Source organism: Halobacillus alkaliphilus, assembly GCF_900113125.1.
Classification (GTDB): domain Bacteria; phylum Bacillota; class Bacilli; order Bacillales; family Halobacillaceae; genus Halobacillus; species Halobacillus alkaliphilus.
Window position 1 is genome coordinate 25,341 of record NZ_FOOG01000022.1, and the last position, 15,629, is coordinate 40,969.

Annotated in this window: 13 protein-coding genes; 1 reads left to right on the forward strand and 12 read right to left on the reverse strand. The window is 39.9% G+C overall.

Annotated elements, in window-relative coordinates:
* Positions 1 to 7: 7 nt before the first annotated feature.
* From coaE to citZ, 10 genes are all read right to left on the reverse strand, one after another.
* On the reverse strand, positions 8 to 607 hold the full coding sequence (coaE, locus tag BMZ06_RS12355; RefSeq protein ID WP_089752328.1) for a dephospho-CoA kinase: 600 nt from the start codon (positions 605 to 607) through the stop codon (positions 8 to 10).
* Positions 608 to 619: 12 nt separating this feature from the next.
* Positions 620 to 1,219: a manganese efflux pump gene (locus tag BMZ06_RS12360; RefSeq protein WP_089752329.1), complete on the reverse strand. Its 600-nt coding sequence runs from the start codon at positions 1,217 to 1,219 to the stop codon at positions 620 to 622.
* Positions 1,220 to 1,263: 44 nt separating this feature from the next.
* Positions 1,264 to 2,100 carry a DNA-formamidopyrimidine glycosylase gene (gene mutM / locus BMZ06_RS12365; RefSeq protein ID WP_089752330.1) on the reverse strand — a complete coding sequence of 279 codons (837 nt, stop codon included), beginning with the start codon at positions 2,098 to 2,100 and terminating at the stop codon, positions 1,264 to 1,266.
* 17 nt (positions 2,101 to 2,117) lie between these two features.
* Entirely contained in the window at positions 2,118 to 4,763 is a 2,646-nt protein-coding gene (gene polA, locus BMZ06_RS12370; protein ID WP_089752331.1) for a DNA polymerase I, read from the reverse strand.
* A 239-nt stretch (positions 4,764 to 5,002) separates the two neighbouring features.
* On the reverse strand, positions 5,003 to 6,751 hold the full coding sequence (gene pnpS, locus BMZ06_RS12375; protein ID WP_089752332.1) for a two-component system histidine kinase PnpS: 1,749 nt from the start codon (positions 6,749 to 6,751) through the stop codon (positions 5,003 to 5,005).
* Positions 6,752 to 7,447 carry a response regulator transcription factor gene (locus BMZ06_RS12380; protein WP_089752333.1) on the reverse strand — a complete coding sequence of 232 codons (696 nt, stop codon included), beginning with the start codon at positions 7,445 to 7,447 and terminating at the stop codon, positions 6,752 to 6,754.
* A 318-nt stretch (positions 7,448 to 7,765) separates the two neighbouring features.
* Positions 7,766 to 8,242 carry a MaoC family dehydratase gene (locus BMZ06_RS12385; RefSeq protein ID WP_089752334.1) on the reverse strand — a complete coding sequence of 159 codons (477 nt, stop codon included), beginning with the start codon at positions 8,240 to 8,242 and terminating at the stop codon, positions 7,766 to 7,768.
* Between the two features lie 77 nt (positions 8,243 to 8,319).
* Positions 8,320 to 9,258, reverse strand: coding sequence for a malate dehydrogenase (mdh, locus tag BMZ06_RS12390; RefSeq protein WP_089752335.1), 939 nt, complete (start codon positions 9,256 to 9,258; stop codon positions 8,320 to 8,322).
* A gap of 27 nt (positions 9,259 to 9,285) precedes the next feature.
* Positions 9,286 to 10,560: an NADP-dependent isocitrate dehydrogenase gene (gene icd, locus BMZ06_RS12395; RefSeq protein ID WP_014643992.1), complete on the reverse strand. Its 1,275-nt coding sequence runs from the start codon at positions 10,558 to 10,560 to the stop codon at positions 9,286 to 9,288.
* Positions 10,561 to 10,668: 108 nt separating this feature from the next.
* A complete protein-coding gene (citZ, locus tag BMZ06_RS12400; RefSeq protein WP_089752336.1) occupies positions 10,669 to 11,784 on the reverse strand; it encodes a citrate synthase in 1,116 nt (371 codons plus the stop codon).
* A 219-nt stretch (positions 11,785 to 12,003) separates the two neighbouring features.
* Between citZ and ytvI the strand changes: the two genes are divergently transcribed.
* Positions 12,004 to 13,143 carry a sporulation integral membrane protein YtvI gene (gene ytvI, locus BMZ06_RS12405; RefSeq protein ID WP_139205830.1) on the forward strand — a complete coding sequence of 380 codons (1,140 nt, stop codon included), beginning with the start codon at positions 12,004 to 12,006 and terminating at the stop codon, positions 13,141 to 13,143.
* Positions 13,144 to 13,177: 34 nt separating this feature from the next.
* Here ytvI and BMZ06_RS12410 read toward each other — a convergent pair whose 3' ends face one another.
* Positions 13,178 to 13,570 (reverse strand): FxsA family protein, encoded by a 393-nt coding sequence (locus BMZ06_RS12410; protein WP_089752338.1) that lies wholly within the window; start codon positions 13,568 to 13,570, stop codon positions 13,178 to 13,180.
* Positions 13,571 to 13,849: 279 nt separating this feature from the next.
* Positions 13,850 to 15,613, reverse strand: coding sequence for a pyruvate kinase (gene pyk, locus BMZ06_RS12415; protein ID WP_089752339.1), 1,764 nt, complete (start codon positions 15,611 to 15,613; stop codon positions 13,850 to 13,852).
* Between the last annotated feature and the right edge of the window lie 16 nt (positions 15,614 to 15,629).

Below are 15,629 nucleotides of genomic sequence, written 5' to 3' on the forward strand. Positions count from 1 at the left end.
CGTGTTACTATACGATGTTCCACTGATGAAGTATGTCTTTTAATTGTTGAAAACTTTCCTCTACAGCTCCATTATTATCGATTACAGCATCCGCCATTTTTGCTTTTTCCGCGATCGATAATTGTGCGTGGATTCTTTCTTCGGCTTCTTCACGTTCTGATTGATCCCTTTCCATTAACCGGTTCAGCTGTGTTTCTTCATCTACATAAACCACCATTACCCGGTCCACATAACTGGTAAGTCTACTCTCAAAAAGCAAAGGGATATCAAGTACCACGGCTGGATAGTCCTCAGCCTTGTATGCATCTCTCCTTTCCAGCATTTCCTGTCTCACTTGCGGATGGACAATGGAGTTTAACTGTTGCCTCTTTTCTTCATCTGAAAAAATAATTTTTCCAAGTCGCTTTCTGTCAATCGTCCGGTCTTCCTTAAGAATTTGAAAACCAAAAGCCTCGACAATTTTGTTGTAGGCAGGCTCTCCTGGTTCAACAACCTTTCTGGAAAGTTGATCGGCATCCACAACAGGGATGTTAAACTTTGAAAACATTTGAGAAACCGTACTTTTACCGCTTGCAATACTTCCAGTCAATCCAATAACAACGGTCAAACTGAAACCTCCTTACGTTAATTTCATTATCCCTATTGTAATTAATAATACAGCAGGTACAATCGAGACACTTTCTGCTTTTTCACTTAATTTGGCTCCGCTCAAAATCCCGGCATAGAGCATAAAAAATGTGATTATCGAGATCCATAAAGCTGTTACAAAAGGTTCAACCCCCATAAAAGCTCCGCTGATGCCGGCACCGAGTGTATCCAGTGAGAGGGCGGCTCCCAATAACCATACTTCTTTTCCCTTAATACCGCCGGACTGATCAACGTCTGCTGCTACAGGATCGTTAAGTACGCGGGCAGGCTGGGACCATGGCTCTTTCTTCTGACTATGATCATGTTTACGAAAGTATTGATATAAAAAATACAATCCAATTCCAATTAAAGCTAGCGCCCCAAGTCTTTCCGCATAATCCGGATGAACCATCGGCAATATAAGAGCGCCCATGTAAGAAGAGACCATGAATCCTGCACCTGATAAAAAGGCAATCGTTAAAATTCCTCTCAGTGAAAGACTGATCTTTTTCATCCCCAGAACGCATCCTATGCCGAAACTATCTATACTAAGTGCAATAACAAATAAAAAAGTGAAAGTCGTAATCCCCATCTATTCCACCCCTGTTCGCTAAGGTGTAAATAGTATATGGGACTCTAAAAATTTTGATACGATTGGCAAGTTGGACAAATATGAGTACCTCTTCCACTGACCTTCGTTTTTATGATTAAATCCCCGCATTCCATGCAAATTGTATCCTGTTTGCCATAAACCTTTAAATTCTGTTGAAAACTTCCAATTTTACCCTGGCTGTTTAGGTAAGATCTTATTGTACTTCCGCCCAGACTAATAGCTTCTTCTATGATCTGCACACTTGACTTTCTAATTCGATCTGCTTCTTCTTTTAAAAGCTGGTTCGCCAATCGTTCCGGGTGGATACGCGCTCTGTATAAGGCTTCGTCCACATAAATGTTTCCAAGTCCAGCTACAATGGACTGATCTAAAAGAACCGCCTTAATATTTCGGGATGTTTTTTGTAATTTATGAAAAAAGTAATCAAGTGTAAAGGCTTTATCAAATGGATCAGGGCCTAGTTGATTGAGAGGTTTCCGGTCCTTTTCTTCCCCTTTTGGAAACACGTGCATCGTGCCAAACTTACGTACATCGTCGTATCTCAATTCTGTGCCATCTGTAAAATGAAATACGATATGAGTGTGCTTGGGCTTTTCAACCTCTGCCTCATATAGCCCGAATTTCCCCTCCATCCGAAGATGTGAGACAAGCACCAAATCTTCCATGTGGAAGATCATAAATTTGCCTTTACGTTCAATATCCAGAAAGGATTGATTCTTAAGCAGGCGCTTGAACTCATCAGGATCTTTTGGATTCTTAATAATATTTCCCCAATAAACGGAAACATCATCTATGGTTTTATTTAAAATTAAGGTTTTTAATGTTTGTCTAACTGTTTCGACTTCTGGAAGTTCAGGCATGGTGTCATTCTCCTCACTTACTTTGCATCATACCAGGTAGATCCATAAGAATAATCCACTTTCAATGGAACGTCTAGTTTCACCGTTTGTTCCATTACTGATGCAACGACTTCTTTCAACTTTTCTACTTCTTCTTTTGGTGCTTCTAAAATCAATTCATCATGGACTTGCAGCAGCATCTTAGCTTCCAGCTTTTCTTCAGCTAGCCGCTGTTCAAGATCAATCATCGCTTTTTTGATCACGTCAGCAGCACTTCCTTGAATGGGAGTGTTCATAGCCGTACGCTCAGCTGCATTACGTCGATTAAAATTACGGCTGGTCAGCTCAGGAAGATATCTCCTTCTATTCATAAAGGTAGTAACGTAACCAACCTGTTTTGCTTCCTGAACCGTCTCCTCCATATAGGTTTTAACCCCTGGATAACTCTCCAGGTACTTATCTATGAATGCTTGAGCCTCTTTACGCGAAATATCGAGACTTTGGGATAATCCGTAATCACTGATTCCATAAACAATTCCAAAGTTTACCGCTTTAGCCTGTCTTCTCATTTCACTCGTAACGTCTTCTTTGGCAACACCAAACACTTCACTCGCTGTCTGTGTATGAATGTCCTGCCCTTCGCGGAAAGCCTCAATCAGTTTCTCATCTTGTGCAATATGCGCGAGTACACGAAGTTCAATTTGAGAATAGTCACTAGCAAAAATAACCCAGTTTTCTTTTGAAGGAATAAAGGCCTGACGAATTTTGCGTCCTTCCTCTAACCGAATCGGGATATTTTGAAGATTTGGTTCAGTTGAACTTAGACGTCCAGTTTGTGTTAAGGCTTGATTAAATCGCGTATGAATCTTATGAGTATCCTCGTTAATCACTTTAAGCAGTCCTTCAATATAAGTAGACTTCAGTTTACCCAATTGACGATACATTAAAATCTTGGAAATGATTTCGTGATGATCTTCTAATTGTTCAAGTACATCAGCGGAGGTCGAATACCCGGTCTTCGTTTTCTTAATAACTGGCAAGTTCAACTTTTCGAACAAAATAGGACCAAGTTGTTTCGGAGAATTCAAATTAAAAGATTCTCCGGCAAGCTCGAAAATATCTTTTTCTATAGCAGTCAGTCTGCTTTCCAATTCAGCGCCCATTTCCTCTAGACGTTTTTGGTCTACAAGAACTCCTCTATGCTCCATTCTCCCCAGAATTAAAGCAAGGGGCATCTCTAAGTCCATATACAAATTGTACTGTTCTTTATTTTTCAGTTCATTTTCCACTGTGTCTTTAAGCTTATACACCATGTCAGCTTTCCTGCTAATATGTTCGTAGAAGTCGTCATCATTTTCAGGACGCTTCATTTTAGCGCCTTTTCCATAAACCTCTTCATCATATTTAACTTTGCTTTCCCCCATCCGATGACTGATAGCTGGAATGTCATGGTGGTTTTCAGCTGGATTAATCAAATAAGAAGCCAATAAGAGATCAAATTGAATGCCTTTAATATTTACATCATGACGCATAAGAGCTACCACTGTACGTTTAGCGTCAAACACCCATTTTTCTTTTTCACCATCTTCGGCCCATTTCTTAAATCCTTTTGAAATTTTTGCATTGTCCATTGAAATCACATACTTATTCGATTCATTAACAATTGCAATTCCTTCTACTGCAGCCTGGTGATAGTTGTCATACAGCATCTCAACAACTAAGGCTTCCTTACCGGTAAACATGTCGTCTTCAAAATCTTCTACAACTTCCACTTTAATATCCGGAAAAGGTTCAGCAGTTTCACCTTCCTGCTCTATACCGCCTTCTTGGACTCTGGACAATAGCGACTGAAAACCCAGATCTTTGAATAGGTGGCTGACCTGAGTGGATTGATAACCTTGATAACCTAAATCTTTTAATTCTATTTCTATTGGAGCCTGTCTCTCAATCGTTACAAGCTTACGGCTCATGTATGCATCTTCTTTATGGTTTTCCAGCTTCTCTTTTAATTTTTTACCGCTTACCTGGTCCAGATTATCATATAGACGGTCAATGGTATCAAATTGCTTGAGCAGTTTTACGGCAGTTTTCTCTCCTACGCCGGGAACCCCTGGAATATTATCAGAACTATCTCCCATAAGTGCTTTCAAATCGATAATCTGGTCAGGACGAACCCCCATTTTTTCTTCCATGAAAGAAGGGTCGTATGTATCCACATTCGTAATGCCCTTCTTCGTCAGGCTCACACTTACCCGATCCGTCACCAATTGAAGTAAGTCTTTATCTCCGGAAATTACCTTTACTTCATATCCATCCTGCCCCGCCTGATCAGCGATTGTACCAATAATATCATCAGCCTCATATTGGTTAAGCTGATAATACTTAGCTCCGAAAGCATCAAGAAGTTCTTTTAGAACTGGAAACTGTTCGGATAATTCCGGAGGAGTCTTCTGCCGTCCGCCTTTATATTCACTATAAGTTTCGTGCCTGAAAGTTGTTTTCCCAGCATCGAACGCCACTAATAAATGGTCCGGCTGATCTTCTTCTAAAATCTTCAATAGCATCGTAGTAAAGCCATATACCGCGTTCGTATATACACCTTTATCATTATTTAATAAAGGCAGTGCAAAAAATGCACGATACGCTATGCTGTTTCCATCAATTAATACAACCTTTTCAGCCATGAACTCACTCCTTCAATAATAAAAAAAGCCTTTTTGTTCATTCTACCATGTTTAGTACTGAGAAGAAAAAAAGACCTCGTTATTCTTACAATTTATAGAATGGTTAAATTAAATAGAAATTCTGTAACAAAAAAGAGGCAGAAGCGAGGGAAGCTTCTGCCTAAAAGAGAAAACACCTTGGATGAAAGGGTTTCATAGTAATCTTACCAAAGAAATATAAATATTCATTTAAGTCATTATTAAGATTGTGTAAATTGCTTAGGAATTTCCATGTGAAAGGTTGTGCCTTCATCTACGACACTATCTACATGGACATTTCCGTGGTGAGCTTCGACAATGTGCTTCACAATAGCAAGACCCAGGCCAGTCCCTCCTGAATTTCTGCTTCTTGCTTTGTCTACACGGTAAAAACGTTCAAAAATGCGGGAAACCTCTTCCTGCGGGATCCCTACACCATTATCTGCTACTGAGACTAGCACTCGATCGTCGAAATCCTTATAGGTCAACGAGACGTTTCCATCTACTTTGGTGTAATTAATCGCATTGGTCAATAAATTCATAAAGACTTGTTTTAAACGACTTGAATCTCCTTCGATAATCGTGTTTCCTTCTACCTCTGTTGTTAAATGAACTTCCTTTTGGTCAGCATGCTGCTGAACTATAGGAAGAAGATCGGACAACAGACGTTGAATATTAACTTGTTCAATATTTAAGTTAAAATCTTCTCTTTCTAATTTAGAGAGTTCAAGAAGATCTTGAATGAGTGATTGAAGCCTTCCGCTTTCTTTTAAAATGATATGAAGGAACTGGTCAAGCATAACCTCATCTTTCATTGCTCCATCTAAAAGCGTTTCAGAAAAACCCCTTATAGAAGTAATAGGCGTTTTCAACTCATGGGAAACGTTGGCTACAAAATCTTTTCTCATTTGCTCTAGTTGTTTAAGTTCTGTTATGTCGTGAAATACCAGTACAACACCTTTCCACTTACGATCTTCACTAAAAATTGGAGCTCCGGTCACTTCAAGGTGTTTACGATCTATTTTTACCGGCAAAACAAACGTTTCACTAACGGTTTCCTCAAACATGTAGATCTTCTTCACAGTTTCGTGAATCGCTGTATATGGTATTGCATCATGGTATAAATAACTAACATATTCGGCAGACTCTCCTTTAAACGTTTCCAAAAAGGCGCGGTTTACAAGGAGAATATATCCTTTCTCATCAATCAGAACAAGCCCATTTCCCATATTGTTAATAACGGCTTCAAGCTGATTTTCCTGCATCCCTTGAGTACTGGTCATCTCCTGAAGATTTCTAGCTAAAATGTTAATGGAGCGGCTGAGCTGACCGGCTTCACCAAAGTGACCCTCATAAGTCCGGGCTTTATAATTCCCTTTTGCGAGCTCGGTTGCCACGTTGGCAGCTGAACGAATCGGACGGATGTATTTAGAAAACACATTAAATCCAATAACAAATATAACTAAGAGACCTAAGAATAAAGTGACCCCTATTAACAACCAAATGTTCTTTGTGATATTAGTTAACGATTTAACAGGAGAGAGAAGAGTCAAAGTTCCCTCCGTATTGTTCACTTCTATACTGGTGGTATAGTAAAACAAATCTCCGATTAATTGCCCCTCTTGTGAGCCATTGCTGTCGACGCTGTTTAAGACTCGCTGTTTTTCATTTTCGGATATGATGGGGATCGCTTCGACAGTATCCACTAGTATTTCACCATTATCAGATTCAAACACCATACCTGTATTCAGCTGTTCACTGAAATTAAAGAGCTCTTCCTGACTAATATCATTATTCTTCGCATATTTCTCAAGATAAGTAGAAAAGTACTGACTCTCAACGGCTACACGGTCTTCAAATATATTGATGAAATAGGTTCGTGTCAGCTGAGCTAAAAGGATTCCAAGACCCACCATCACAATGACTACTAAAATTGTGTAGGTAATTAACGGTCTCGTATTAGATGACATCTATTTCGGTTCCTCCATTTTGTATCCAAGTCCACGGATGGTTTTAATATAGACCGGCTTTTTGGTCTCTGGTTCTATTTTTTCCCGTAAATGACTTACGTGTACATCCACAATCCTTGTATCACCTGCAAAATCATAATTCCAGACGGCTCGAAGAAGTTGATCCCTTGAAAGCACTCGTCCAAGGTTATTCGCTAAATAGAGAAGAAGTTCAAATTCTTTAGGCGTAAAAGTCAGAGGTTCTTCATTAATCGTTGCTTCATATTGTTCCGGGTAAATAGAGAGACCCGCAACTTTTATATGAGTCTCATCGACTTCTGCAGGTTCACGAAGCATACGGCGTAAAATAGCTTTAATCCTGGCTACAACTTCCCTTGGACTAAATGGTTTAGTTAAATAATCGTCAGCCCCTAATTCTAAGCCAAGAACTTTATCAAATTCATCATCTTTTGCAGTAAGCATTAAAATAGGCGTATCTACCTGCATTTGCCGCAATTTCTTACAAACTTCCATTCCATCCATTCCTGGCAGCATAACGTCCAGTACAATCAAATCGAAAGAAGTAACAGATGCTTTCTCTAAAGCGTTCGTACCCGTATAAGCAATGTCTGTTTCAAAACCGGCCTGTTCTATATTATATTTAAGTAACGTAACGATGGATTCTTCATCGTCAACAATCAAAATCTTCTGATCCACTTCTCATCACCCCAACCTACAAGTTAATTTCATAATACAATGAACTTTACAATTTGGATATGGATGTTAATAATTTTTACTTAAACTTAATAAATCATTCATTTGCTTAATTTAGGGACTTTAACGCACCATAAGCTTTTTTATCACGGCACGATGATATTTAAAAAGGGAGGCTCCCCATATTCGCGTTTCGCATCATGAAAAGTGGCAGAAGCTCTAATTTAAGAAACATATCTATACTAACTATCGACAATCAGATCTTTTTCTAAAGGATTCAAAATAAGAAAGAGGCCTCACAGGAAGGCCTCGGTCAGGATTTTAATAAAAGTTTTCAAGAGAGTGAGCATTCATGGAGTTGGGTTCATATGGCGGCTTCACCTCTAATGTACCCTGGACTACTTCATCTCCCTCCTCATCATAGCCAGTGACTTGAATCGTAACAAGATGCTTATCTTTATTCACAGAGGTAACCTCAGCTCTAAACCGTACTTCAGCGTAGTGATAAACGGGTTTCGGGTATGAGATTTCTTGAGAAACAATATGACTGCCCGGCCCAGGAAGGTGCATCGATATTATGGAAGATACCATCCCAAACACCATAACCGTGGGCACAATCGGACGTTTGAATGGAGTTTGCGAGGCATAGTCGTGCTGAATATACAGAGGGTTTGCATCATCTGTAAGTCCTAAATACATGAGTAGATCACGATCTTCAACTGTTGCAGAAGTTGTGAAGAGATCCCCTACTCGTAAGTCGTTCATTTTTTTTCCTAATTTTCTCTTTTTACTTAACATTAAACCACCTCTTTGAAAGCGTTTTCTGTTAGTTGTGTAAAAAAGGATTCGAGGATAGCCCCGAATCCTTTTCACTCTTATTTTAATACATTTAACACATTTTTAACAGAGTCTGCTGATTGATCGAGCTGCTGCTTTTCATCTTCCGTTAATTCAAGCTCAATGACTTCTTCGATTCCATTTCCACCAAGGATGGTAGGAACTCCAAGATAAATGCCATCGTATCCATATTCACCTTCCAGATATGCAATAGCTGGCAATATACGACGCTGGTCTTTTAAGATCGCTTCTGCCATTTGCACAAGTGAAGCAGCTGGAGCGTAGTAGGCGCTGCCGTTACCAAGCAGCCCTACAATTTCTCCGCCTCCCTTTCTTGTACGTTCTACTATCGCATCAAGACGTTCTTTAGAAATTAATTTTTCAAGCGGAATGCCGCCTGCAAAAGAATAGCGAGTTAATGGCACCATGTCATCTCCATGACCACCCAGGACAAAACCGGTGACATCTTTTATGGAAACATTCAGTTCCTCCGCTACAAAGGTGCGGAAGCGCGATGTATCCAAAACACCAGATTGGCCAATAACACGGTTTTTCGGTAGTCCGGATTCCTGGAATACAGAGTACGTCATCGCATCAACTGGATTAGTTAATACAATAATGTAGCAGTCTGGAGAATGCTTTACGATCTCTTTTGTTACACTTTTCATAATCTTTGAGTTCGTCGCAACAAGATCATCACGGCTCATGCCAGGCTTTCGAGCAATTCCCGCTGTAATAATCACCAGATCAGAGCCTTTAGTATCTTCATAATTAGAAGTTCCTTTTACTTTGGCATCAAACCCTTGTACAGGACTCGCTTCTAACATATCTAAAGCTTTTCCCTTAGTAGGGTCTTCCATATCAGGGACATCGACCAGCACAACATCTCCCAATTCTTTCTGGGCTGCCATAAGTGCAGTAGTAGCACCAGTAAAGCCGGCACCGATTACGGATATTTTATTTCTGCGAATAGCCATATTACCCAGCTCCTTTTTAATCAGCGATTAGTCCATATTTTTAATTAGTTCGTCACCGAACTGAGAACACTTCACTTCTTTAGCACCATCCATCATTCGTGCAAAGTCATAAGTTACCACTTTGCTACCGATGGTTTTATCCATGGATTTAGAAATTAAATCTGCCGCTTCTCTCCACCCAAGGTGCTCAAGCATAAGTACGCCAGACAGGATTACAGAGGACGGATTTACTTTATCCATACCTGCATATTTCGGTGCTGTACCATGCGTAGCTTCAAAAATAGCATGACCTGTTTCAAAGTTAATGTTCGCACCAGGTGCAATTCCTATTCCGCCAACCTGAGCTGCAAGCGCATCTGAAACATAGTCCCCATTCAGGTTCATGGTAGCAACTACATCAAATTCTTTTGGACGAGTTAAAATCTGCTGTAGGAAGATGTCTGCAATCGCATCTTTTACAATGATTTTACCTTCTGCTTCTGCAGCGTCCTGTGCCTTATTAGCTGCTTCTTTTCCTTCTTTTTCAACGATTCGGTCGTATTCCAGCCATGTGAATACTTTATCTCCGTATTCCTCTTCAGCTACTTCGTAACCCCATGCTTTAAAGGAACCTTCAGTAAATTTCATGATATTTCCTTTATGAACTAGCGTTACGTTCTTACGACCTTCATTCAAAGCATAATCAATAGATGCACGAACTAGACGCTTCGTACCCTCTTCAGAAACCGGCTTGATACCAATTCCAGAAGTTTCAGGGAAACGGATATTATGTACACCCATTTCATTTTGAAGGAAGTCAATAACCTTTTTAACTTCAGGTGTACCTTTCTGCCATTCGATACCTGCATAAATGTCCTCAGTGTTTTCACGGAAGATGACCATGTCTGTATCTTCTGGACGTTTAACAGGTGATGGTACACCTTCTACATAGCGTACCGGACGCAGGCAGGTAAATAAGTCAAGTTCTTGACGTAAAGCTACGTTAAGTGAACGGATTCCACCGCCGATCGGAGTCGTCAGAGGTCCTTTTATTGCAATCTTGTAATCACGAATGGTATCCAATGTAGCGTCTGGGAGCCATTCACCGCTTTTGTCATAAGATTTCTGACCAGCGTATACTTCCTTCCACTCAATAGATTTTTCTCCGTTGTAAGCTTTATCTACTGCCGCTTCAATTACACGGCTGGCAGCTGCCCAAATATCCGGACCAATACCGTCACCTTCAATGTAAGGGATAATTGGACGATTAGGTACGTTCAATTCTCCGTTTTGTTCTACTGTGATTTTCTCAGATTGTGTCAAAATATACCCTCCTAAATTTATTTCATAAAATGGGATGTAATATCCTCTTCTATCATACGTTAAATTATATAGAAGCAAAAGCAAAGAGGAAGACTAGCGTCCCCTCTCTTATCGTTCGTCAATTGGTGTGTAAGTCTGACCCTTAGGTCCTACATACTCAGCACGGGGACGAATCAGGCGGTTATCTGAATACTGCTCAAGAATGTGAGCTAACCATCCAGAAACTCGGCTGACCGCAAAGATCGGTGTGAAAATGTCATGGTCAATTCCAAGACTGTGATATACCGATGCAGAATAGAAGTCCACATTTGCTGGAAGTCCTTTATTTTCTTTAATGTAATCTTCAATTTTGATAGACATTTCGTAGTATTTAGAGTGACCTGTGAGCTTAGTCAGCTCGCGGGACATTTCTTTTAAGTGCTTGGCACGAGGATCGCCGTACTGATAAACCCTATGCCCCATACCCATGATTTTTTCTTTGTTTTCAAGCTTCTTCTCGATAGCAGGAATCGCATTTTCAACGCTGCCAATTTCCGTAAGCATCTTCATAACACGCTCATTGGCTCCGCCATGAAGAGGTCCTTTTAGAGCACCGATGGCTGCGGTCACTCCTGAGTATATGTCAGATAGTGTCGCCACGCATACACGTGCCGTAAACGTTGATGCATTTAATTCATGGTCTGCATGTAATACTAATGCTTTATTAAATGCCTCGACTTCAATATTTTCAGGATCTTTGCCATTCAGCATATACAAAAAGTTAGCTGCAAAACTTAATTCTTTTTTAGGAGAAACTGGCTCCTCTCCCTTACGGATACGAGCAAAGGCCGTAACAACTGTAGGCATTTTTGCTTGAATTCGAAGAGCTTTGTCTTTATTTGCTTGATCTTCCATTACATCTGACTCAGGATCATGAATGCCCAGCATGGAAACTGCAGTACGTAAAGCAGCCATTGGATGTACAGTAGATAGATCATAAGATTTGAGATGCTCTACTACTTCCTGAGGGATGTCCATGTTTGAGATTAAATCAGATTTAAATTGATTCAGTTCATCTTTGTTTGGAAGTTTCTGATTCCAAAGAAGATAGATAACTTCTTCAAAGCTTGAGTTATTTGCTAGATCATCGATATCGTAACCAACGTAGGTTAATTTATCGTCAATAATTGAACTAATCGATGATTCAGTTGCTGTAATTCCTTCAAGACCTTTGGTTGATGACATACAATCTCTCCTTTTAAAAATTTCCGATGTTTTCGGCCCAAGCGGCAAGAAAACGCTTAATGTACTTATATGAAATAATTAGGAAATGAACCCCAAAGACAATTATAAAGTATTCTGAGTTGAATGTGAATTGAAACCGTTTAATTTAAGGGAATTTATCGAAATTTCATAGGGAATTCCTTTTTTAAAATAACTCTTTCACTAAAAAGCTGACCCTGAGTGAAAAATTCACTAGAAAGTGAGGTTCAAATGGACAACCCCGTTTTTCACCAGTTTTTCCGCTTCCTATTTGTAGTCACTCTTATGCTATCCATTATATTTTTAATTATTGGAGCTTGGAAATATTTATATCCTTTTCTCCTTGCCTTTTTGATTTCAGGTGCTCTTCAACCATTTATTCAACTTTTAGAGAAAAGATTACATTTCCCCAGAACCCTGGCCGTACTATCGCTGTTGTTCTTACTAACCCTTCTTACCGCTTCTTTACTTATATTAGTCATTGCTGAACTAATTAAAGGTATACAGCGCTTGGCATTAGCAGCGCCTGTAAACTTTGGTAAACTGGTGAACCATTCCATCGACCAGTTCACCATTTGGTTCACCCCTATACTCAATAAAATCGAACAAGTTATCCTTAAATTATCTCCTGAGCAGCAAAGTTCTATATTTGATTATATAAATATAATTAAAGTAAAGGTAGCAGCTACAGCCATTCAGGTGTTAGAAACCTTGTTTCAAAGCTTAATTCGTGGACTGACCAGCCTGCCCTCCTCTATTACCACTGTGCTAATTTTAATGCTGGCTATATTTTTTATATGTAAGGATTGGGAATTGATTATTCATAGCCTTAATCGTATTATACCCGTCCATTATCTTGAAAAAACCAGGAGATTTCCAATGGAACTCAAGTCCACCTTACAAGGTATCGTTAGGGCCCAGTTTATTCTTGTAGGTATATCTACTGTTATCATCGGGATCGGCTTATTCATTATTCAAGCCCCTAATGCACTTACGATTACTTTGGCTGCTTCTGTGGTAGATATCATTCCCTATATTGGGACTGGAAGCATTTTTATTCCGTGGATTTTTTATCAATTTCTTACAGGACAATTCCAGATGACCATCGGTCTTTCGATCATATACATGGTTGTCCTAATCGTTCGACAGGCACTGGAGCCTAAACTACTCGCTAACCATTTCGGTGTACCACCAATCTTATTATTAGCAGGTATGTTTCTGGGTTTTCAAACTTTCGGGTTATATGGAATGATACTTAGCCCTTTAGTTATTGTGTTTATCAAGGTTCTTCATACTACTGGAATTATTAATTACACGTGGTATTTTATTAAAGGAAACTAACCCCCCTATTTCTTAAAAACAGGGGGGAAATATTTTACCTTCTATAAATAGTGACGGTGCCTTTATCCATCATTTTTGAAATTACTTTTTTAATAAGACGTTTGATGGGCTCTCTAGTTGGAGGAATTAATAATAAAAACCCTATGGCATCAGTAATAAATCCAGGAGTTAGTAAAACTGCTCCTCCTACTAATATACAGGCACCATCCAATAGAGTATCCTGAGGCATTTGCCCGCTCGACATCGAATTTTGGAAGTTTCTGATCGTTTCTAAACCTTGCTGTTTCGCAAGCCACGCTCCTATAACTCCTGTAAGGATAATCAGTAATATGACCCACCAGGGCCCAATCCAGTTTCCAGCCCAAATGAGTAAACCGATCTCAAGTGCCGGGACAATCAGAATAAACAGTAATAACCAGCGAAACATATCATCGTCCCTTTCCAGATCTTTTCTTCTATTATACTTGGAGTTCCAGTACTTTTAAAGTTAAGTACATTATAGGGAATACCCCCATACTCTCTGTTGTCCTGACTCTGGCTGTCAAAAAGGACCCAGTTTACACAAACTGGATTTAATTAGAATATTTTCAGCAGTTCAGAATTTGAATTTTCCACTTCAAGCCTAAATAGTTGAACCCCTCTTCAACATTAAATTGAGCTAAAATAAAAAAGAAGGGAAGTGTAAAAACTCCCCTTCTTTTAATCTTTAGAGGACACTTGCATGCCCTTCATAAATATCTCCGCGTGAACTGTCAATAGTTATATCGTTCCCATCAGAAATTATAGAAAGAGCATCTTTTACCCCTACGATAACAGGAATACCTAGACTTAAGCCTACTACTGCAGCGTGCGAAGTTAATCCGCCTTCTACTGTAATCAGACCAGCGGCTTTTTCTATGGCAGGCATCATGTCACGATCTGTTCCGTGTGTCACAAGAATATCTCCATCCACTACACGATGGATTGCTTCTTGAGAATCTTTAGCTACCACAGCTCGTCCATAAGCGCTCTTTTGACCCACGCCTTGACCTTTGACAAGTACATCTCCTATAACATGAACTTTCATAAGGTTTGTTGTGCCACTTTCTCCTACTGGCACTCCCCCGGTGATAATCACACGGTCTCCGCGGGTAGCAACTCCGGATGCTAAGCTGCGTTCAACTGCTACGTCCAGCATATCATCTGTAGAATGAGCGCGCGGTCCCATCACGGCATAGACTCCCCATACAAGGGAAAGCTTACGGTTTACGGATTCACTGGAAGTGATGGCTACAATTGGCGCTCTAGGACGATATTTCGAAATCATACGAGCGGTATGACCGCTTTCCGTTGGAGTCACTACAGCATTTACATCTAGATTGATAGCCGTATGAGTAACAGATTGACTAATTGCATCTGTAATCGTCATATCACTGTGTTTAGAACGCTCATCAAGAATCGCTTTATAATTTAAGCCTGTCTCCGTTTTGCTGGCAATATTGTGCATCGTTTGAACGGATTCAACAGGGTAATCACCTGCTGCAGTTTCACCAGAAAGCATAATCGCATCTGTTCCATCAAAGATGGCGTTCGCAACGTCTGAGGCCTCTGCACGTGTTGGACGAGGATTTCTTTGCATAGAATCCAGCATCTGAGTAGCTGTAATAACCGGTTTACCGGCCTTATTGCATTTGTGAATCAGCTTTTTCTGAACAAGTGGGACATCTTCCGCTGGAATCTCAACACCTAAATCTCCACGGGCTACCATTAGTCCGTCACTTACTTCCAGGATTTCGTCGATGTTATCAACGCCTTCCTGATTTTCAATTTTAGGGATAATTTGAATATCCAACGCTCCGTGCTTTTCTAATAGTTCTTTAATTTCAAGAACGTCTGAAGCACGACGTACGAAAGAAGCGGCGATAAAGTCTACTCCCTGTTCAATTCCAAACTCAATATCCTTCGCATCTTTATCCGTAATCCCTGGTAAGTTTACACTTACATTAGGTACGTTGACACCTTTTTTATTTTTCAAAGGACCATTGTTTAAGACAGTAGTTTTGATTTCGTTATTTTTGTTGTCGATTTCCTCTACAAGTAACTCTACCAAACCATCATCCAGTAATATTTTTGAGCCTGGCTGGACATCATTAATCAACCCAGGGTACGTGACTGAGATGCGCTCTGCATCCCCTTGAATATCATCCATTGAAACATAGACAGTAGAGCCTTTTTCCAAATAAACTTCTTCTTCTTTTAGAGTACCTGTCCGTATTTCAGGACCTTTCGTGTCTAACAATATAGCTACTGTTTTACCTGTTGAGGCAGATGCCTCACGAATGTTTTTAATACGAGCTCCATGTTCTTCGAAATCTCCATGAGAGAAATTCAATCGAGCAACATTCATTCCTGCTTCAATTAGTTGACTTAATTTCTCAACTGTTTCAGAAGCCGGGCCAATCGTACTAACGATTTTTGTTTTTCTAAACATACTTATTTCCTCCTCT